Below are 19,918 nucleotides of genomic sequence, written 5' to 3'. Positions count from 1 at the left end.
ATTATTTGAAAAAGTAGTATTTTAGGGGGGACAAATGATGTTGAAAATTAGTGTGATTTTTGTGTTTCCTTAATAATAGGTGGTCTCCCAATAGAGAAGTAGGTAATCGGGTACTTTTGAATTTCGTTGAGAGAATAACAATTACGTCCATCTACTAAGAATGGTTTTTTCATATAAAGACAGAACATATCAAGAGAAATATGTTTTATCTGGTCCCATTCGGTTGCGATGAGCGCTAGGTCGGCATCGAAAAGGGCGGACAGGATGTCAGTTGTATACTCGATAGAGTTTCCTATTATTCTTTTGGCATTTTGGATGGCGACGGGATCATACCCAATGACAGTGGCTCCTTCTACTAGCAAATCCTTTACTAGTGTTAATGAGGCTGCTTCACGAACATCATCGGTATCAGGCTTAAAAGCTAGACCAAGTAAAGCAACCTTTTTTCCTTTAAGCGAACCTACCGATTCCTTAGCTTTTTTTACAAGTAAGGATTGCTGATGATTATTTACGTTGATTACCGCCTTGAGCAAGTCAAACTGGTGTTCAACATTCCCCGCAAGTTGGATAAGGGCTTTCGTATCCTTAGGAAAACAGGAACCTCCATAACCAATTCCCGCTTGAAGGAAGTAGGGTCCAATTCTATGATCTGTCCCGATTCCGTAGGCTACCTCGTCAATATTTGCTCCTACCTTATCGCAAATGGAGGCAATCTCGTTAATAAAACTAATCTTCGTTGCTAGAAATGCATTAGATGCGTATTTAATCATTTCTGCACTTCGCGTATCAGTTTTCATTATCGGTATTTTCAATGGAAGAAAGATTTGTTCAGCAATGTTTGCCGCTCTCTCGTTATCAGCACCAATCACAATTCGGTCACCGTGGAAAAAATCTAGGATTGCGGAGCCTTCGCGCAGGAATTCAGGGGTGGATACCACCTCTACCTTAAGGTAAGATGGTTTATTCCTATCAATAATCTGTTTAATTTGTTCGCTCGTGCCAACTGGCACGGTGCTTTTGGTGCAAACAATTACATCGTTTTTGATTGATTGTGCAATCGAATTTGCTACCGCATAAATGTGTTCGAGATTGGCCGCTCCATCATTTTGCTCAGGAGTTCCAACTGCAATAAAAATTATTTCTGCATTAGTATAAGCAGATTGAGGATTTGTGGTGAAATGAAGTCGACCTTTTACCAGATTGTTTGCTAAAAGCGATTCTAGACCAGGCTCATAAATTGGCGATTTTCCAGACTTAAGCATCGTTATCTTCGCTTCTTGAGTGTCAAGACAAGTTACTTCATTACCCATTTCTGCTAAACAAACACCTGTAACGAGCCCAACATATCCTGTTCCAGCAACCGCAATTTTCATCCAATTCCTCCCAAAATAAAATGGTATTGTTTCATTATATTAGAAATAATTGAAGGTAATCTTGAGCTGATATTAAGAGTGTGTAAAACTTTAAATAAAACCCCATTGACCTTAACGCAACGTAAAGGTGTAAAGTTAATTTATCAGGAGGTGATCTGGTGGAATATACAGTGCAAAAACTTGGCAGTCTTGCAGGCGTGAGCACCAGGACGTTAAGGTATTATGATGAAATAGGAATTCTAAAGCCGGCAAGAATCAATTCATCAGGATATCGAATCTATGGGCAAGCGGAAGTTGACAGGCTTCAGCAAATTCTGTTCTACAGAGAATTAGGAGTAAATCTAGATAGCATTAAGGACATCGTAACCGCGCCTTCGTTTGATAGTGGAAATGCACTGAAAGTACATCGCGAAAAGCTTCTTGAAAAAAGACAACAATTAGATATATTAATCGCTAATGTCGATAAAACAATCGCCTTAACTGAAGGGAGAATTACCATGAGTGATAAAGAAAAGTTTGAAGGCTTTAAACAAAAGATGATTGATGAAAATGAGAAAAAATATGGCAAAGAAATCCGTGAAAAGTATGGTAAAGATACAGTTGAAAAATCCAATGCCAGACTAAAAAACATGACCCAAGAACAATTTGACGAGGTAACCAGTCTCGCAGAACAGGTACAGGTAGCCTTAGCTCAAGCGTTCGAAACGGGTGACCCTGCAGGAGAGTTGGCTCAAAAAACAGCAGACCTCCACAAAAAATGGCTAACCTATTATTGGAAAGAATACTCTAAAGAGGCCCATGCAGGTTTGGCGCAAATGTATGTGGATGATGAAAGATTTACAGCCTATTATGATAAAGAAAAACCTGGTTCTGCAGAATTTTTAAGAGATGCTATTCACATCTATACTGGAATGAAAAAATAATCGAAAAAGACCTTAAGAACTCTTTAAGGTCTTTTTTTGATTTTTCCGTCAATGGAAAAATGATACAATACGGTTAAAGAAATGAACAGGAAGCCTTTTTTCAAATACATATATAAGGATGAAAAATATGTTAGATAAACTAAAAGTGTCAATGATCCAAATGCAAGTGACCAATCAGGTTGAAGAAAATGTAAACAAAGCAATTGAATTAATAATAGAAGCAGGGAAAAGCGATCCAGATGTCATCATCCTCCCCGAGAATTTCCACATGATGGGTAGAAAGGACGAATTTTTTGAAACAGCAGAAACTCTAGATGGCCCTACGCTTACCAGACTTAGGGAATTAGCGAAAGAATTAGGAACATACATAGTAGCTGGAACCATGAGACTGAGATTTCCAGAAACAGAAAAATTAAAAAATATTTGCTGTGTCATTAATCCTGAAGGAGAAATACAAGATATGTACAATAAAATACATACCTTCAATGCTCAAGTGGGTGGCAGAACCTATTCCGGAAGAAAGCTAGAGGAAGCCGGGGATGAGATTGTTGTAACATCAATAAAGGGAATTCCGGTTGGATTAAGTGTTTGTTTTGATTTGCGTTTCCCAGAAATGTTTCGCATTCTCGCTTTAAAGGGTGCAAAGGTCATCCTAGTTCCAGCGATATTTATGCTTCACACTGGTAAGGATCACTGGGAAGTATTATTACGAGCAAGAGCCATTGAAAATCAAGTATATATCGTGGCCCCTGCAACCTATGGAACATTTCCACCCCATAATGAATGGAGTTATGGTAGGAGTATGGTAGTTGATCCTTGGGGTGTGGTTGTAGCCCAAGCTTCAGATAAGACAGGCGTAATAACAGTTGATCTTGATTTAGATTGGCTTGAAGATGTCAGGAAAAGGGTACCGACACTCTCCCAACGCCGACCCGATGTCTATGATTGGGAGGAACTTGATAAATAGTGGATTCAAAATAAAAGGCTGTTTTCAAAAAGATTGTTGTTTTTGAACGAGTTCTGAATGTATATCGTTGAAAATGAACTGATTGGAGCGGAAGGTGCTCGACTCCTGCGGGAGCAGCGGGACAGGTGAGACCCCGCAGGCGAAACGCCGAGGAGGCTCACCGCCCGCCCCGCGGAAAGCGAGCACCTGGAGCGGAAATCAGCCGCTCCACTCATAAGTAAATAGCAACAAAGTTTACGAAAACAGCCAAATAAAAAAGCGATTGGCCAAAACCAATCGCTTCCTGATCTGCACAAAAATGTATTTGAATGTTTGAATGTTTGAATTTTAATTAATCTTGTTTGTTCATTTCCAAAATTAAATAATGTGAGGTTTCATTTGCATGTATCAGAATATCCTCTTTAACTATTTCTAAAGCATCTCTATCAACTAAGTCAAGATGATTAATTGATGAACTTCCTTCAATTTGGACTAAATAGGCTTGTCTCCCATTTTGAACAGGAAAACTAATTTCATTTCCCTTATCAAGCTCTAAAGAGTAAATATTAGTATCCTGATTCACTTTAATCGGTGCATTACCCTCTTTGCTTGAAACCATATGGAGCCATTTATTCTTACGATCATCCCAATTAAATTCAAAATCTCCATAATTAGGTTTATAGCCTTGTTTATCTGGGAATATCCATATTTGTAAAAGTCTCGCAAGTTTATTTCCTAAATTGTGTTCACTGTGATAAACCCCAGTTCCAGCACTCATGTATTGAACAGTGCCTCGACCGATAGTATTTTTATTGCCCATGCTATCCCCATGGGTCAACTCGCCATCTACAACATAAGAGATAATTTCCATGTTTCGATGGGGATGAGTATCGAACCCTGTACCAGCCTCAATCAAGTCATCATTTATAACTCTTAAAACACCGAAGTTAATATTGTCTGGATTATAATACTCCGCAAATGAAAAATGGAATACACTTTTGAGCCAACCAAGGTTACTTCTACCCATATTTCTGTTATCAATTTTTCTTAACATTTAATTCACTCCTAATTTCTTTTTAGTAAAATCTATTTCGGGTAAGGAAGATTTGACTAACATTTCCTACTTATTTATAGGCTCTGTTAAACTCCCTCAGTTTAATGCGATTTTCTCCCGAATGCTCGCTAATTCGCAGGATTTCATAGTCCCATATTTTGAATTAACAGTTAAGTGGAATGAATTCAGATCATTATTGGCTCGTGGAGGCATAGTGAAATAAAGGGATAAATAATAACCCCAATTTTTACCATGTGATGTACATGCTCCACGCCGCCCCTGGAGGCTTTCCCTCCCATGTCTCAACGGGTCAATTGCCCTTTCATTCCTTCGTCATGCCTACCCAAGGGGTGGAGGCCAGTCAAGCTAGATTAATGGGTCTATGCCCTTTTGTTTAACAAATCTGGTACTCCGTACATATTTATTATCCTGCGAATAAGCCAGCATTCGGTTTATACAATTCTGTTATCTAATTTATTTTTGGTGTCACATTTAAGAAATCAGATTTAGTTCAAGGTTCTATCGTAACTATGCTGCCAACACAATAATGTGGTTAACTTTTTCAGGACAGTAGAACTCATTTCGGCGAGCGATGCCCACAAAAATCCTCGCAAGTTTCCCAATCAATTTCATGATTGACTTCATTTTCTTCATCTTTTTTACTTTTACATTATAGGAGTGAATTGCTTTAAATTCCGGATTATTCGCTACAAGACTCATTGTAGCTAAATATAGGAAACGTCGTAGTCTAGACCTTCCTCGCTTAGAGATGACAATTTGACCTTTCCACTTCCCTGAACTTGCTTCAGCTAAGTGTAATCCAGCATGGCGAAGCAAAGAATTCCCATGAGAAAAACCACTTAAATCTCCTGCCTCACCTAAAATACCTGCCAATGAAATTACACTAATGCCTTTAATGGCAAGTAATTTATAAGCGAAAGGGATCTTTAATAGAGCATCAGTAACTTGTTCCTCCACTCTTTCGAGTTGTTTTAAAGCTAAATCATATTCCTCTAATAATTGTTCCAAATGAAATTTATAAGCATCAAGTGCTTGCTTTGTTCCAACTGATTTTCCAGCTACCTGAATGAGTAATAGTGCCTTTTTTAAACCAGGTTGTCTCTTCATGATTGATTTCCAACCCATTATTACTTCCTCGGGCTCCATAGTTCCTAATTCTACAGGGGATGGGAATAGACGAAGGGTTGCAATTGCCCCTTTAGCGGTAATATCTTTAAACACCTGTCGGAGTTCGGGAAATACAATATCTACCCACCGATTTAATTGGTTAGTAGAACTTACGAGACGCTTAACAACTACATCACGATTAGACATAAGAACCCTAAGTTTTTCAAATGACTCAGATGTAGGCCTAACCTCAGAGTAGTAACCGTTTTTCACCATATCAGCTATAACCAAAGCATCTTTTTTATCACTTTTAGATTGAGTATTATCACGATTTTCTTTATTTCTTTTTACTAAATAGGGATTTACCGTTACCACTTCAATATTATGCTTAAAAAGCCATTTTGAAAGATTAATCCAATAGTGTCCAGTAGGTTCCATCCCAACAATAGATTCATCTAAATTGTTTATTCTTTGAAGATTATTAATCCATTTTAATAAACTAGAAAATCCTTCTTCATTATTAGTAAATGTAAGTGGATCACCAACTACAATTCCGCGGAAATTAACAGCTCGGGCTACATGTAATTGTTGAGCAATATCTATCCCAACAACAAGATGTTTAACGGAAATTCTTTCTATTAGTTGATTTTGTTTGTTTTGCATTTTAAACTTCAAAGTAGGGTTCCTCCTTAAGGTTGAGTTTGAGTGGTGTCTTACTCATATCTTACTGAGGAGCCCTATTTTTTTCAAACTCGAAAAATAACGTTCTACAGGAATGCTAGAATGTTGATTTCCGTTCCAGGCGCTTCGCTTTCCGCGGGGCGGGCGGTGAGCCTCCTCGGCGCTAAAGCGCCTGCGGGGTCTCACCTGTCCCGCTGCTCCCGCAGGAGTCTCGCGCCTTCCACTCCAATCAACATTGTGCAAAAAATCAACATTGTGTTTTAACACAGTCTATAAAATAAAGATTGATTGAGGATTCAATTATACTTGATTAAAAATATCTTAATTCGAGATAAATTATATATTTAATTCCATCTAATTGTCAACATATTAAGCTTTCATCAAAATTTTTTACGGATTATTCAATAAAAAACCCCCCTTAAGAAAAAACTACAGCCTGTTAGCTGAGTTAATGTCCATAAGGGGATCATGACTATCGTTTATCAATTTTTATAGCAATAAGATTTCCAATAAATTGAACAGACTGGACTAGGATAATCAGCAGGAATACAGTTATGACCATTATATCCGTCTGGAATCGATAATACCCATAACGAATCGCCAAATCACCAATGCCACCTCCACCCACAACCCCGGCAATGGCAGAATAAGAAATGAAAGAAACGGCTGTTACTGTAAGACCTAAAACAAGGCCAGATCGAGCTTCTAATAATAAAACCTTTAAAATAATTTGTAGTGGCGATCCTCCCATTGCAACAGCCGCTTCTATTGTTCCTTTCGGGACCTCACGTAAAGATTGTTCCACAAGCCGTGCTAAATAGGGAATAGCAGCAATGGAAAGGGGAACAGAGGCTGCCGTGGGACCGACAGTTGTTCCAAGTAAAGCTCGTGTTAAAGGAATGAGTGCAACCAGTAAAATAATAAATGGGAAAGATCGAACGATATTAACAATTGAATTTAAAATGCCATTTATTATTTTTTGTTCGAGTAATTGTCCCTTTGAGGTTAAAAAAGTGAGCAAACCAAGAGGAATACCAAACAAAATAGCCGCAATCATCGCAGTACCTACCATAAAAAATGTTTGACCAACACTTAAATATATTTCAGGAAGGTAAGATACAATGTTATCAAACACCTACCATCACCTCTTCACGTTCCCGATTTAACAATATTTTGCCGATTTCTGTTTCCGGTGAAACTCTTTTATCCGCTAATTGAAATTCCTCCACGATCTGCCCATTTGCCATTACGGCAACCCTGTCTGCCAAGTAGCGGATTACATCCATCTCATGCGTTACGATGAGAATGGTCACACCATAGGTTTTGTTAATCTTTTTTAAATAAGATAGGATGGATAAAGTCGTTTGTGGGTCCAATGCTGAAGTAGGCTCATCACATAACAATACTTTAGGTCGCGTACTAATGGCTCTGGCAATCGCTACCCGTTGTTTTTGCCCACCCGAGAGTTGGGAAGGATACTGGTTCGCTTTATCAGATAAATCAACGGTTTTTAAAGCTTCTTCAATTATTTTGGACCGATCTCTCTTAGGAATATTAGCAAATTCTAATGCAAGACTAACATTTCCCCATACAGTGAGATTCGCCACGAGGTTAAAATGCTGAAAAATCATCCCGGTTTCATGGCGTACCTTTCTAAGATTTTTACCTGATAAATCCGTTAACACATGGTTGTTGATAATGACGGTTCCCTCCGTTGGTCTTTCTAATAGATTACCTATTCGAAGTAACGTGGACTTTCCTGCACCGCTAAAACCGATTATTCCAAAAATCTCTTTTTCTTTCACATGAAGATTAACATTGGAAATAGCCTGAAGCGATCCTTCTTTTACAGGGAAGCTTTTACCTACATTTTTAAATGTAATCACTTTTTAGCCTCCTTTTGTGTATAAATCATTTTTGAAATTGGATATTATTTAAAATAATCAGGTCGGTGAAATCCCTCGAAATTTTTATCACTTTCAATCACCTTTTTAAATTCAGTTGATTTATAGGCTTTAATAATATCTTTCACGAATTGTTTATCTTTATCTTCCGTTCTGACAGCTACTAAGTTTTGATATTCAAACGGTGGATCTTCTAAATAAAGAGAAGAGGATAATTTTCGATCATTGGCCAAAATAAAATTTCCATTGACCAATGCGTAATCTACATCAGGCAAGGTTCGGGGAAGTTGAGCTTGTTCAACCTCGACAAATGAGAAGTTTACCTTTTGTTCTTCAATATCCCTTTTTGAGACAGTAATTGGATCATAGCCCTTTTTTAAGGTTACCCAGCCAATTTTTTCTAATATTCTTAGGGCTCTAGCTACGTTGGGAGGATCATTAGGTATGGCTACTTTAAATCCATCCTTCACTTCCTTTATGCTATCGTGCTTATCTGAGTAAACGCCCATTGGGGCAGTCGGTACTTTAATGACTTCATAAAGATCTAGATTATTTTCTTTTTTAAAATTCTCGAAATAAGCTGTATGTTGAAATATATTCACGTCAAGTGATCCTTCCGCAAGCCCAAAGTTAGGTTGGCCTGGGTCACTGAATTCAACATATTTAATGCTATAGCCTTTTTCTTTTAATAAAGGTTCAATTCCCTTTTTGACTTGGTCGCTATAAGGACCAGGGGTGAAGCCAAATACGAGTTTTTTTGAATCCACATTTTTATTAGTCTTAACGCTTTCGCTCCCACTGCAGCCTGAAAAGACCAGTGTTAACAATAGGCAGAAAACGATCAACCCAAACTTCTTTTTCATTATAATTTTCCTCATTTCTGTACTACATGCTCTTTAAAATAGGCTCTGTTAAACTAGAATGTTGATTTCCGTTCCAGGCGCTTCGCTTTCCGCGGGGTGGGCGGTGAGCCTCCTCGGCGCTAAAGCGCCTGCGGGGTCTCACCTGTCCCACTGCTCCCGCAGGAGTCTCGCGCCTTCCACTACAATCAACATTGTGCTCTAACACAGCCTTAAAATAAAAAAAGCATGAACAATTTTTTGTCCATGCCGCCGGTTATCCGGTAGGCTTAAATAATTTAGTTAACCAATTGGAATAAATGGATTATAACAAGAAGGTAATTAATCTTTCAACCCCCTTTACTGAAATTTCAGATAAAAACATTTAAAAAACACACTTGACCGCTGTGTATTGTAGGACTATTATGAAAAATATAAAAATAAATACGCTTACCGGACAACCGATAGCCCTTGATAGGAATATAGCTTTTTATATTCCTTCGAGGGCTTTTGTATTTAAAGGAGTTGATTGCTTAATGAAAACCAAGAAAAAATCAGGATTTAAGGAAAGCCTCAATGATGGAAGAAGTGTTTGGTTAAATGGAAAGAAAATAAAAGATCTCGCCAACCATCCTGAATTTACAGGAACTCTAAAAACGATAACAAGCTTGTGGGAGACCCTCGATTCACCGGATGAACAGCAGAAAGTAGGATTTATCAGTCCAAGGACAAATGAATATGTTCACAAAGCTTATCTTATTCCGAATAATCTTAAAGACTTAAAATCAAGAAGAGAGTCCTTTGCTTTATGGTCACGGAAAACCTTCGGGGTAATGAGTCGATTATCTGATTATTCTAGTTCTCTTATTACCGGCTATTTTATTGATCGAGATTATTTTAATCAATTTGATCCAGGGTTTTCTAAGAAAATTACCGCTTATTATGAACAAGCAAGAGATGAGCGCCGAGTCATAACGACGGCTATTCTTGATCCGCAAATCGACCGCTCAAAACCAAATGATGAGCATCAGGATCAGGATGCATTATTACGAGTGATTCAGGAAACCGAAGAAGGTGTCATCGTTAGAGGAGCAAAAATGATTGCTACGGCTGCCCCTTATGCCCATGATGTCATAGTTATGCCACATCAAAAGCTGTCACCTGGAAAGTCAGAGTATGCCAACATGTTCATTGTGCCTTTGAATTTACCGGGACTTCAAATTGTTTGTCGTGAATCATTTGCTTCACAGGATCAAAAGAAACATCCATTAAGCGCACAGTTTGATGAAATGGATGCCGTGCTCATTTTTGACGATGTACTCATTCCATGGGAACGTGTACTGATCAGAGGTTCTGCTGAAGGTGTTTTTGAAGCGCAGCAGCATCAACAATTAAATGGCTTAGCTCATCATCAGACGGTTGTTCGCTTACTTACTAAGCTTCAATTTGTAGCAGGAGTGACGACGGCAATTGCTCAATCGATCGGTGCCGATCACTTCTTACATGTTCAAGAAAAACTAGGAGAACTCTATACACAGATTGATAGTATAGAAGCTTTGCTAATTGCTTCTGAAGTTCAAGGTTCACTAAATGATAAAAAGGTATATATGCCAGCTCGGGTTCCATTAATTACTGCCCGCAATTTAGGAACTCGATATTATCCGAGGGCGATTGAGATTTTAAAACAAATCGGAGCGGGTGGTTTTATCCAACTCCCCTCAACTACTGTAAATGACAGTAATGAGCTTACGCCGTTCTTTGAAAAGTATTATCGAGGTGCAAAGGTGGATGCTATGACCAAAACTGCCTTATTTCAAGTAGGTTGGGAACTGGTAGGAAGCACACTTGGTGCAAGACATGATCTATATGAAAGATTTTATACAGGGGATCCTATTCGTACCTTTGCTTTTCAATATGATACTTATGATAAAGAACCATTAAAACAAAAACTAGCACTCTTTTGGGAAGAGTTGCATGGAAAGGAGAAGTTAGATGAGCAAAATAATCCCGTACCTTCAACGACTCGATGATGGAAGAAATGTTTGGATAAACGGAGAAATTGTTAAAAATTTTGACCAACATCCTGCTTTTAAAGGAACAGTTCATTCAGTCAATACACTGCTAGAGTCGCAAACAAAGGTAGCTACAAAATCATTGTTAACTTATAAGACGGAGGAAGGGTTAGATGCCAATCTGTCTTTTCTTGTCCCAAAAACACACGAAGATTTAGAGAGAAAGAGACTTGCTTACAAATATTGGGCTGATCAAACTTTCGGAGTCATGAGCCGTCTATCTGAATATTCGCGTTCGCTGTTCACAGGATGGTTTGCGGATCGTAAACAATTAGAAGTGAGCAATCCTGGTTTTTCTAACAAAATAGAAGATTATTACTATCAGTCACGAAATCTTGATTTATTATCGACAGCTGTAGGTCATGATCCACAAAAGAACCGTTCTAAATCAATCGAAGAGAAGGATCCAGGGATTTTACATATTACTCGTAAAAACAGTGAAGGTGTTTTTGTTCGAGGAGCAAAAATGATCGCCACAGCTGCTCCTTATGTGGATGAACTATTAATTTTTTCCTATCACAAACGAGGAGAAAACGAACGAGAATTTGCTAATGTCTTTTTGGTCCCTGTTAATGCAAAGGGTCTGCATTTGGTTTGCAGAGAGTCTTTTGCAGATGAACGAATTGAGGATCATCCATTAAGTTCCCGTTTCGATGAAATGGATGCTGTGTTAATTTTTGATGATGTGTTTATACCATGGGAAAGAGTAATCGTCCATGAGGATCCTGAATTGGCATGGAAACTTCGAATTAACCCTGCTTCATCTTTGCTTAGCCAGCATCAAACAGTGGTCCGTCTCATCAGTAAACTAGAAGGTGTTGTGGCAATTGGCAATGAAATTGCTGAAACAGCCGGGGCAACGCAATTCCTTCATGTAAAAGAAAAGCTGGCAGAACTCATTATCCAGCTTGAAACGATCAAAGCGCTTCTGGTTGCTTCAGAACAAAAAGCAAAACTATATAATGGAATTTTGCTCCCGAACCAAGACTCGTTAACAACTGCACGCAATCTAGGAACCCGTTATTATCCGAGAGCTTTGGAGATCTTGCAACAAATTGGTGCGGGAGGACTATTGCAGGTTCCTTCAAGGATTGAAGATCTTGATGGAGAACTAGGGTCCTTATTGCAACAATATTTTAAGGGGACAGATACTTCGGCAAAAGAAAGGACCCAGTTGATTAAATTGGCTTGGGATATCATTGGAAGTCCACTTGCTGCTCGCCATGAGTTGTATGAACGATTTTATTCAGGCGACCCTGTCAGAACCTTTGCTGCCCAATCCAATGCTTATCAAAACAAGCAGCAGTTAATCGATTATGCTTATGAAGCGATAAAATAAGGAGGTTTAACGATGTCAGTTCATTTTTACTGGTTTGCGCCAACAAATGGCGATGGAGAATACTTAGGCTTAGAAAAGCCAGAGCGGAAACCAACTTTGGATTACTTGGTAAACGTAGCAAAAACAGCAGAAAAAGCCGGTTTTGAGGGGATCTTGATTCCTGTGGGAACGCCCTATTTAGATTCATGGTTGGTAGGATCGGCCATTATTCATCATACCAAAAAAATAAAAACACTGATTGCGCTTCGTCCAGGTTTTGTTGCCCCTACCGTAGCGGCGAAAATGGCATCAACCCTAGACCAATTTTCAGAGGGTCGGGTCCTGGTTAATATTGTAACAGGGGGGTCCGCGAAGGAGTTAGGGCAGGATGGCGATTTTTTAGCGCATGACGACCGTTATCGAAGAACAGATGAATTTCTTGATGTCCTTCAAAAATCATGGACTGGTTCAGAAGTAAATTACTCAGGTGATTATTTTACGATCAATCAAGGATTATTACCTTCCAATATCCATCAAAATCAATCCGTTCCGATTTATTTCGGCGGTTCTTCCGATGTAGCAAAGGAGATTGCGGCAAAATCTGCTGATGTTTTTCTTCAATGGGGTGAACCAGTTGAGCAAATCAAGCAACAGATTGAAGATATTAAACAAAGGGCACAGAAGTATGGAAGAGAGTTGGAATTTGGTGTCCGAATCCACGTCGTGGTTAGGGATGATGAGGAGGAAGCTTGGGAGGCTGCTGAAAAGATAATTAGTAGGGTGGATAGAGAGGTTCAAGGTAATATGGATCATTATTATGAAACCACCGATTCAGTTGCTCAAAAAAGAATGAATGAATTGACGAAACAAACCGAGCGTTTCGGAAAATATGGTTGGTCTGGTATCGGAAAAGTTAGGAAAGGTGCTGGTACCGCGCTTGTTGGTACCCCAACACAAGTCCGTGAAGGCTTGCAGGAATATATTGATGCCGGTGTGACGCATTTTGTTTTATCAGGATTTCCTCATCTGGAGGAGTCTCATCGTTTTGGGAGTTCTGTCCTCCCTTTATTTAAAGAGGAAGCATTAACTATTAAATAGCACATGAAGTGGTAATGAATTTGAGTTAGGAAGGAATGAATAAACTTGAAATTTTCGATTTGGGGGGCAAATTTATCTGGTGGCTTTTTGCGTGCTAATGTCAACCAGAATAAAGATGCAAGTCTAGAATATAACCGGAAACTTGTCCAAACTGCAGAGCAATGGCAAGTGGATTCAATCCTTTATCCTATCCGGTATGTAGGAAATATTGGTGGGACAACGGCTGGCAGCGGCCAATTAGATCCTTTGTCAATGGTTACAGCCTTAGCGACGGAGACAAAAAATATTCATTTTCTTGCCGCTGTATTACCTGGGTTTATCCACCCAGCAACATTAGCTAAAATAGGGGCCACGATTGATATTATTTCAAATGGACGATTTCATATAAATTTAGTGAGTGGATGGTTTAAGGAAGAACAAGAAATGTTTGGGATAGAGTGGATAAAGCATGAAGATCGCTATAAACGTTCGATAGAATACCTTGAAGTGTTAAAAGGGTTATGGACGACTAATCATTTTTCCTATCAGGGTGATTTTTATCAAATCAATAACGCTATATTGGAGCCTAAACCGATTCAAAAGCCATATCCAGCTATCTATCAAGGCGGGAATTCGATAGAAGCCCAAGAAATGGCCGGTCGCCTATCTGATTACTATTTTATGAATGGCGCTCCAATTGAAGAGTTCAAAGAACAAATAAAAAATGTTTCGGAAGTGGCAAAAGAGAACGGACGGCATGTTAAATTTGCAGTAAATGCCTTTGTGATTGCCAGGGAAACATCAAATAAAGCGCTAGAAGAATACCAATATATTATTGAAAACGCAGATGATACAGCTATTTCTCAACTAAAAAAACGAACAGAAACAAGGGGTATGTGGAAAAATGCTTCAACGATTAGTGACTTTGTAGCTAATAATGAAGGATTCCGGACAGGACTTATCGGTAATTATGAAGAAGTTGCAAACAAAATTCATGAGCTTCAAGCAATAGGAATTGATAAAATCCTCCTAACCTTTAGGAATCCATTACAGGAACTTAATGATTTTTACGAAGGTGTTGTTCCTCTATTAAAATCACAATAAATTGAACAATAAAATAGAGAGGCTGAATTCTTATGAATCAGCTTTTTTCCTTTTGGCTCTGTTAAACTAGAATGTTGATTTCCGTTCCAGGCACTTGCTTTCCGCGGGGAGGGCGGTGAGCCTCCTCGGCGCTTAAGCGCCTGTGGGGTCTCACCTGTCCCGCTGCTCCCGCAGGAGTCTTCGTGCCTTCCACTCCAATCAATATTGTGCAAAAAATCAACATTGAGTTTTAACACAGCCTTCCTTGTAAATGAAAATATCATAAATTGGAGGCCGTATTATGACAGTTATAAAAGATATTAAAATACTAAAAAATTATATTGGGGGAAAATGGGTTGAATCAAAAACTTTAGAGTATGAAGAAGTGATCAACCCAGCAACGGGAGAACTTTTGGCTGTAGTACCTCTTTCTTCTATAGATGAGCTTGATCATGCAGTTCAAGTGGCAAAAGTGGCTTATCAAGAATGGAAAAGGGTATCTGTGCCAAAACGTGCACGGTTCTTGTTTTCCTATCAGCAATTGTTGATTGATCATTGGGAAGAACTTGCTCACCTGGTAACGATCGAAAATGGAAAAAGTTTTGCTGAAGCATATGGTGAGGTTCAACGTGGAATTGAGTGTGTAGAATTCGCTGCAGGCGCACCAACCTTGATGATGGGAAGTCAGCTTCAGGATATTTCACCCGGCATCGAGTCAGGTATGTATCGTTATCCAATGGGGGTTGTTGCAGGGATTACGCCGTTTAATTTTCCGATGATGGTTCCTTGCTGGATGTTTCCTCTTGCCATTGCGTGTGGTAATACGTTCATCTTAAAACCATCTGAACGAACCCCACTCTTGGCCAATCGGCTTGTAGAATTATTGGGCGAGGCTGGTGTGCCAGATGGGGTAGTGAATATTGTCCACGGTGCACATGATGTTGTGAATGGTATTTTAGAGCATTCAGACATAAAAGCTGTGTCTTTTGTTGGGTCACAGCCAGTTGCTGAATATGTATATAAAAAAGCTGCCGCAAATAAAAAGCGGGTACAAGCACTTTCAGGTGCGAAAAATCATGCAATTGTTATGCCAGATGCAGACTTGGACAATGCCGTGACACAGATTATTAGTGCTGCCTATGGATCAGCTGGAGAGCGGTGTATGGCAACTTCAGTTGTGGTCGCTGTTGGGAAAATTGGTGATGTTTTAGTCGAAAAAATAAAGACAGCTGCTGAACGGTTAGTAATCGGTAACGGTATGGACAAAGAGGTATTCTTGGGACCAGTAATCAGAGACGTTCATAAAAAAAGGACAGAATCTTATATTGAAATAGGGGAAGCAGAAGGGGCGGTCCTTGTCTGTGATGGTCGCGGAAAAGGCAATCAAGAAAATGGTTATTTTGTTGGTCCAACACTATTCGATCATGTTGATCCATCGATGAAAATTTGGCAGGATGAAATTTTTGCCCCAGTATTATCAGTAGTCCGGGTCAACACTCTTCAAGAGGCGATTGAAATCGCCAACCAATCGGAATTTGCAAACGGTGCTTGTCTTTATACAGATAGTTCCAAGGCAGTTCGGGAATTCCGTGATGAAATTGATGCAGGTATGCTTGGTGTAAACCTAGGTGTACCTGCTCCAATGGCATTTTTTCCATTTTCAGGTTACAAAAGCTCTTTCTACGGTGATCTCCATGCAAATGGAAAGGATGGCGTGGAGTTTTATACGAGAAAGAAGGTATTGACGGCAAGGTATTGAGGATTTATAAACAGCTGGATGTTTCTACACACAAAAAAATCACTTCTATAATTAGAAAGTGATTTTTTTTATACTATCAAAAAGGAAAACATCGACAAGTCGATGTTATTTTACTTCTTCCCAGTAATATTGAATAGCCTCTCTTCGAACAACTTCAGGACAATCTACTTCTTCGCCCCAATGATCGTAATTATTTTCATCGTTTACGTGTTGGATATCAACACTATAGTATTTATCTTTGTATTTAAAAATTACAACTATCATTTCACAACAACCTGCATCATCATTCCCAAGTTCCTGAACAAACTCTAGTCCGTAACTTTCATGGTTTTTACGTTCGACAATAGATTCTAAAATAACGTCTTTAGGAAATTTCATTTTTTCCTCCCCTTGTTTTTTATAAGCAAATTTTAATATGCCAACAAATAAAAAGAAACAAGCTAGCCGCTAATATATTGTCTAATTTGTGACAATATTGAAAATTGGTATTTATGATAACGATTTTTGCTAACTTTTGGGTAAATTTTATTCTGGATTGTACCTAAAATATTAATTGAGAGTAAAAGTTGGGATAACAGCTTTGCTGATCAGGATGTATTCACAATTTAGAACGTAATCGTAAAAATCAATAATTTAGCTAAAATTTAATAAACACAAGAATTTTTAAATTTCAAATTACACAAGGCGAGCACATAATTGTGCTCGCCTAGTTACTAACGACGATGTTCTATAAGGTCAATTGTACCTAAAACGATGTGGGCTAAACCGAAACCAAAAACAGTGTTTGCAATCATTTTATTTGAACCACGCTTTTGTTTCAATGCGTATCCAGTAGCCGTAACCTCAGAACCTAATACATTTGGGATCAAGCCTTCACGAATGTTCAATTCAAAATCCCTCCACATTGAAGTTAGTAGGTGTAGAACACCAAATATTACTATTACCAAATGAGCTAATATGTATTCAATTGGATACACAAGAGTAATTATGTTTCTCTATTATCGATTTCAAACTTGTTTTTAGCACCGATGTATTCTGAAAATTCCTTTATATAAGATTACCAATAGAAAAACATTATAGTAATTACACTAATACTAGCATCTCATTATAGTGTAAGGACTGGTTGTATATATTATAAGGATTTTAAAGCATTAACTAACCCAATGATAATTAGGAGTAATCCCAAAAAGATACCCTTACTACCATCGGATACAATAATATCGATGCTAGTATTAAACTTCCCATTTTTTTTTTTTAGAGATCTATATTCATTTACTAAAAAAAAGATAGTTAAAAGAATAATAATAAATCCTAATAAAGAAAGTAAAAGCCAAATATATTCTGTTCTCAATTTGATACGCAAGGATGGTATGAAAAGATTGGAGAGGACACCCTAGCAGACGCTATTTTAGATCGAATCATTCACGACGCATATCATTCTATTTGACTAAGAAATATCGATAAGAGAAAGACATGGGCTAAAATATTAATCTAAGAGCAGAGCCGTTTCTGAAAGGTCTGTCCTGTTTAGGTTTAGTCCCCTCATCCACATCCTTAAAGCCTTGTTTTTTAAGACTTATTTTACTAACATTTAAATTATTCCAAGATTAAAATTTAAACAACATCGTGCAAATTTGCCACCCTGTCCCAACAGACCAGAAAAAGACATGATCTCCACGCTTGATTCTACCTTGCTCAATCCCTCGATAAAGAGCAAGAAAAGGGCTACTTGTTCCTGTATAGCCAAATTCATCACCTATATAAATCATTTTATCCAAATTTTCTTGTAATTCTTCTTGTATTAATTCAATATTTTTATAAGAAAATTGAGAGAAGCAATAGGCTCCAATATCCTTTTTTATAAGGTTGTGTTTATCCATCATTTCTTTCATGGCTCCTACGGCTGGTTTAACACAGCAAGTTCCATCAAATGGAATCCATTTTATATGAACATCACTATGCTGGATATCATCATTATAGATATTCGATAACCCTACGGCGGGGAAAAGAACATTTTTTGCTTCACTGGAATCGGAATAATAATGTGAATCTATAAATCCAACCTTTCCTTCCACTTTTTCCAAGATCACGGCGGAAGAAGCGTCTCCATAATTGGAATATGTGATTTCATCATTTGGATTACAATTTATGGAACTATAATCCGAACCGATAACTAAAGCATATTTGACCTGAGGATTTCCCATCATATAGCGACAAGTTTGTTCTACAGCTACAACCATTCCTGCACAATTTGAATTAGAATCTAAACAGATAGTTTTACTGTTTCCTTGAATAGCTTGGTGAATCAACATGGCATTTGTCGGAAAGGTATACTCAGGTGTTTGAGTAGAAAAAACAATCATATCAATATCGCTACCGTTCAAACCGGTTTTATTCAATACTCGTTTAGACGCTTCCAATCCCATTGTTAAACCATTTTCTTTAGGATCATCAATAATATAACGTTTGTCCCTCCCCATTACTTCTAAAAAACGAGTTATTTCTTTGTTTTGTTTCCGGAAGTGATCAATAAAAAATTGATTTTCTACCACTTTCTTTGGATGATAAATGTCAACTGCCTTAATTTGTATACTCGTCATAAATTGTTCCCCCTAATCACTATGTTTTATGTTTGAGAAACCATTCATCTTAGAAATAAATTAATAACTATTCCATGAAAAGAAACAAGACCTTCCAAGTGAAAGTCTTGTTTCTAGGAAAGCCTTTTATAAGGCTCATACTTCTATAATTTCATAATTACTTAGCCCTGTACTGCGGGCAATGCGCCCTAATTGCATTTTAAGAATCGTATTTTGTTTGATTTTAAAGATCACCTTACTGAATCCACTTTCTTTGTACATTTTGTAACATTGCTCTAACATTGGCAATACGTCATTATCAGAAACCTTTAAATCAGTGCAGTCCAAATCAATTATGTATTCAGTTGGATTGAAAGAAGCAGTATGCTTGTTGTACTGATTAATAAAACTGACTGCATCTCCTTCACTGAAAGATCCCTCTACTTTCACATCAAATATTTTTTCTTCAGAATTGACATTAAAATTGAAACTGCCCATTATCTTAACCCCTTTTCTATAGTAAATATATATTTCATATGTATTAATATCGTATATTACTAAAATTAGTTTAGTTAAATATTTTTTTGTTATGTAAATTTATTTAATAGAAATGGTAATCAAATTTAAATGCCTTCATTGAATAGAACAGTTGATAGTAAGGAAGGTAAGATAATAGATAATTTCTATTTTTACAGATGATAAACGAAGATGGGGGGATCCAATTGGTTTCAAGGAAGGTGAAAATTTGTAACTATAGAAGATTTTAATATTTTTGTTTGCATTTTTATTATCAGCATTAAATTTAGGTATAGACGTAGATATATTTTGGAATTGGAATCGAATAATCTTGATTTTATAAATCGGACTTTTTCTATAAGTTAGAATTTGGCCTTTACAAGGTACCAAAAAAGAAAGTTAGTACAAGAATGGGACAAACCAAAGGTGGAAAAAAGAAAGAATAAAAAAACCCTTGCTACACAAGGGTTTTCGGGTAATGGAGAATAGGGGGCTCGAACCCCTGACCTCAACGCTGCCAGCGTTGCGCTCTCCCAGCTGAGCTAATCCCCCGTAATAGGATGTCCTTTTACGGTACAAGAAAAATTATAACGAGAACTTAATTAATACGCAAGAGGAAATTTTGATTTTCTAAGAAAATCAAAGGAGGAGAACAATTCGCTCCTC

Annotated in this window: 17 protein-coding genes, 1 tRNA gene and 1 pseudogene; 8 read left to right on the top strand and 11 right to left on the bottom strand. The window is 37.8% G+C overall.

From position 1 onward, the window contains the following. Positions 1-47: 47 nt before the first annotated feature. Positions 48-1,373 carry a UDP-glucose dehydrogenase family protein gene (locus B1NLA3E_RS18750; protein WP_015595386.1) on the bottom strand — a complete coding sequence of 442 codons (1,326 nt, stop codon included), beginning with the start codon at positions 1,371-1,373 and terminating at the stop codon, positions 48-50. A 158-nt stretch (positions 1,374-1,531) separates the two neighbouring features. Here B1NLA3E_RS18750 and B1NLA3E_RS18745 point away from each other — a divergent pair, with 158 nt between their 5' ends. Both B1NLA3E_RS18745 and B1NLA3E_RS18740 read left to right on the top strand, forming a co-directional pair. Next, positions 1,532-2,296, top strand: a complete 765-nt coding sequence (locus B1NLA3E_RS18745; protein ID WP_015595385.1) for a MerR family transcriptional regulator — start codon at positions 1,532-1,534, stop codon at positions 2,294-2,296. A 127-nt stretch (positions 2,297-2,423) separates the two neighbouring features. Then, positions 2,424-3,263 (top strand): carbon-nitrogen hydrolase family protein, encoded by an 840-nt coding sequence (locus tag B1NLA3E_RS18740; RefSeq protein WP_015595384.1) that lies wholly within the window; start codon positions 2,424-2,426, stop codon positions 3,261-3,263. A gap of 331 nt (positions 3,264-3,594) precedes the next feature. On the opposite strand, the gene B1NLA3E_RS18735 is transcribed toward B1NLA3E_RS18740, so the two are convergent. The 5 genes from B1NLA3E_RS18735 to B1NLA3E_RS18715 all read right to left on the bottom strand — a co-directional run bounded on the left by B1NLA3E_RS18735 (position 3,595) and on the right by B1NLA3E_RS18715 (position 8,872). Further along, entirely contained in the window at positions 3,595-4,296 is a 702-nt protein-coding gene (locus B1NLA3E_RS18735; protein WP_015595383.1) for a pirin family protein, read from the bottom strand. Positions 4,297-4,824: 528 nt separating this feature from the next. Next, complete coding sequence (locus B1NLA3E_RS18730; protein ID WP_015592437.1) at positions 4,825-6,099, bottom strand: IS110 family transposase; 1,275 nt, start codon at positions 6,097-6,099, stop codon at positions 4,825-4,827. Between the two features lie 478 nt (positions 6,100-6,577). Then, entirely contained in the window at positions 6,578-7,177 is a 600-nt protein-coding gene (locus B1NLA3E_RS18725; RefSeq protein ID WP_442852669.1) for a methionine ABC transporter permease, read from the bottom strand. 55 nt (positions 7,178-7,232) lie between these two features. Further along, entirely contained in the window at positions 7,233-7,991 is a 759-nt protein-coding gene (locus B1NLA3E_RS18720) for a methionine ABC transporter ATP-binding protein (protein ID WP_015595381.1), read from the bottom strand. 44 nt (positions 7,992-8,035) lie between these two features. Then, positions 8,036-8,872 (bottom strand): MetQ/NlpA family ABC transporter substrate-binding protein, encoded by an 837-nt coding sequence (locus B1NLA3E_RS18715; RefSeq protein WP_041580678.1) that lies wholly within the window; start codon positions 8,870-8,872, stop codon positions 8,036-8,038. A 512-nt stretch (positions 8,873-9,384) separates the two neighbouring features. On the opposite strand from B1NLA3E_RS18715, the gene B1NLA3E_RS18710 reads away from it, so the two are divergent. From B1NLA3E_RS18710 to B1NLA3E_RS18690, 5 genes are all read left to right on the top strand, one after another. After that, entirely contained in the window at positions 9,385-10,878 is a 1,494-nt protein-coding gene (locus tag B1NLA3E_RS18710) for a 4-hydroxyphenylacetate 3-hydroxylase family protein (protein WP_144061509.1), read from the top strand. Continuing rightward, entirely contained in the window at positions 10,841-12,259 is a 1,419-nt protein-coding gene (locus B1NLA3E_RS18705) for a 4-hydroxyphenylacetate 3-hydroxylase family protein (protein WP_015595378.1), read from the top strand. The genes B1NLA3E_RS18710 and B1NLA3E_RS18705 overlap by 38 nt, the downstream gene beginning before the upstream one ends. Before the next feature lie 12 nt (positions 12,260-12,271). After that, positions 12,272-13,336, top strand: a complete 1,065-nt coding sequence (locus B1NLA3E_RS18700) for an LLM class flavin-dependent oxidoreductase (protein WP_015595377.1) — start codon at positions 12,272-12,274, stop codon at positions 13,334-13,336. Positions 13,337-13,381: 45 nt separating this feature from the next. After that, a complete protein-coding gene (locus tag B1NLA3E_RS18695) occupies positions 13,382-14,419 on the top strand; it encodes an LLM class flavin-dependent oxidoreductase (RefSeq protein WP_015595376.1) in 1,038 nt (345 codons plus the stop codon). A gap of 280 nt (positions 14,420-14,699) precedes the next feature. After that, positions 14,700-16,157: a CoA-acylating methylmalonate-semialdehyde dehydrogenase gene (locus B1NLA3E_RS18690; RefSeq protein WP_015595375.1), complete on the top strand. Its 1,458-nt coding sequence runs from the start codon at positions 14,700-14,702 to the stop codon at positions 16,155-16,157. 105 nt (positions 16,158-16,262) lie between these two features. Here the strand turns inward: B1NLA3E_RS18690 and B1NLA3E_RS18685 are convergent, their stop codons facing one another. Both B1NLA3E_RS18685 and B1NLA3E_RS18680 read right to left on the bottom strand, forming a co-directional pair. Next, complete coding sequence (locus tag B1NLA3E_RS18685) at positions 16,263-16,535, bottom strand: hypothetical protein (RefSeq protein WP_015595374.1); 273 nt, start codon at positions 16,533-16,535, stop codon at positions 16,263-16,265. A 335-nt stretch (positions 16,536-16,870) separates the two neighbouring features. Further along, positions 16,871-17,044, bottom strand: a complete 174-nt coding sequence (locus B1NLA3E_RS18680; protein WP_041580676.1) for a hypothetical protein — start codon at positions 17,042-17,044, stop codon at positions 16,871-16,873. A gap of 449 nt (positions 17,045-17,493) precedes the next feature. Between B1NLA3E_RS18680 and B1NLA3E_RS24345 the strand changes: the two are divergent. Further along, positions 17,494-17,608, top strand: a pseudogene (locus B1NLA3E_RS24345) (AAA family ATPase); the annotation flags it as partial. A 156-nt stretch (positions 17,609-17,764) separates the two neighbouring features. On the opposite strand, the gene B1NLA3E_RS18670 reads toward B1NLA3E_RS24345, so the two are convergent. The 3 genes from B1NLA3E_RS18670 to B1NLA3E_RS18660 all read right to left on the bottom strand — a co-directional run bounded on the left by B1NLA3E_RS18670 (position 17,765) and on the right by B1NLA3E_RS18660 (position 19,804). Further along, entirely contained in the window at positions 17,765-18,757 is a 993-nt protein-coding gene (locus B1NLA3E_RS18670) for a 3-oxoacyl-[acyl-carrier-protein] synthase III C-terminal domain-containing protein (RefSeq protein WP_015595373.1), read from the bottom strand. Positions 18,758-18,892: 135 nt separating this feature from the next. Next, on the bottom strand, positions 18,893-19,234 hold the full coding sequence (locus tag B1NLA3E_RS18665; protein WP_015595372.1) for a hypothetical protein: 342 nt from the start codon (positions 19,232-19,234) through the stop codon (positions 18,893-18,895). A 497-nt stretch (positions 19,235-19,731) separates the two neighbouring features. Next, a tRNA-Ala gene (locus B1NLA3E_RS18660) sits at positions 19,732-19,804 on the bottom strand. Between the last annotated feature and the right edge of the window lie 114 nt (positions 19,805-19,918).

Source organism: Bacillus sp. 1NLA3E, assembly GCF_000242895.2.
In the GTDB taxonomy this organism is placed as follows: Bacteria; Bacillota; Bacilli; order Bacillales; family Cytobacillaceae; genus Bacillus_BU.
Note: the sequence above shows the minus strand (reverse complement) of the source record. Positions and strands in the feature narration are given on the sequence as shown.

Excerpts from the sequence above, each read along its gene's own strand:
- B1NLA3E_RS18690 (WP_015595375.1), top strand. The coding sequence starts at position 14,700 with ATGACAGTTATAAAAGATATTAAAATACTAAAAAATTATATTGGGGGA.
- B1NLA3E_RS18705 (WP_015595378.1), top strand. The coding sequence starts at position 10,841 with ATGAGCAAAATAATCCCGTACCTTCAACGACTCGATGATGGAAGAAAT.
- B1NLA3E_RS18665 (WP_015595372.1), bottom strand. The coding sequence starts at position 19,234 with ATGGGCAGTTTCAATTTTAATGTCAATTCTGAAGAAAAAATATTTGAT.
- B1NLA3E_RS18715 (WP_041580678.1), bottom strand. The coding sequence starts at position 8,872 with ATGAAAAAGAAGTTTGGGTTGATCGTTTTCTGCCTATTGTTAACACTG.
- B1NLA3E_RS18750 (WP_015595386.1), bottom strand. The coding sequence starts at position 1,373 with ATGAAAATTGCGGTTGCTGGAACAGGATATGTTGGGCTCGTTACAGGT.
- B1NLA3E_RS18740 (WP_015595384.1), top strand. The coding sequence starts at position 2,424 with ATGTTAGATAAACTAAAAGTGTCAATGATCCAAATGCAAGTGACCAAT.
- B1NLA3E_RS18725 (WP_442852669.1), bottom strand. The coding sequence starts at position 7,177 with ATGGTAGGTACTGCGATGATTGCGGCTATTTTGTTTGGTATTCCTCTT.
- B1NLA3E_RS18710 (WP_144061509.1), top strand. The coding sequence starts at position 9,385 with ATGAAAACCAAGAAAAAATCAGGATTTAAGGAAAGCCTCAATGATGGA.
- B1NLA3E_RS18700 (WP_015595377.1), top strand. The coding sequence starts at position 12,272 with ATGTCAGTTCATTTTTACTGGTTTGCGCCAACAAATGGCGATGGAGAA.
- B1NLA3E_RS18670 (WP_015595373.1), bottom strand. The coding sequence starts at position 18,757 with ATGACGAGTATACAAATTAAGGCAGTTGACATTTATCATCCAAAGAAA.
- B1NLA3E_RS18685 (WP_015595374.1), bottom strand. The coding sequence starts at position 16,535 with ATGAAATTTCCTAAAGACGTTATTTTAGAATCTATTGTCGAACGTAAA.
- B1NLA3E_RS18735 (WP_015595383.1), bottom strand. The coding sequence starts at position 4,296 with ATGTTAAGAAAAATTGATAACAGAAATATGGGTAGAAGTAACCTTGGT.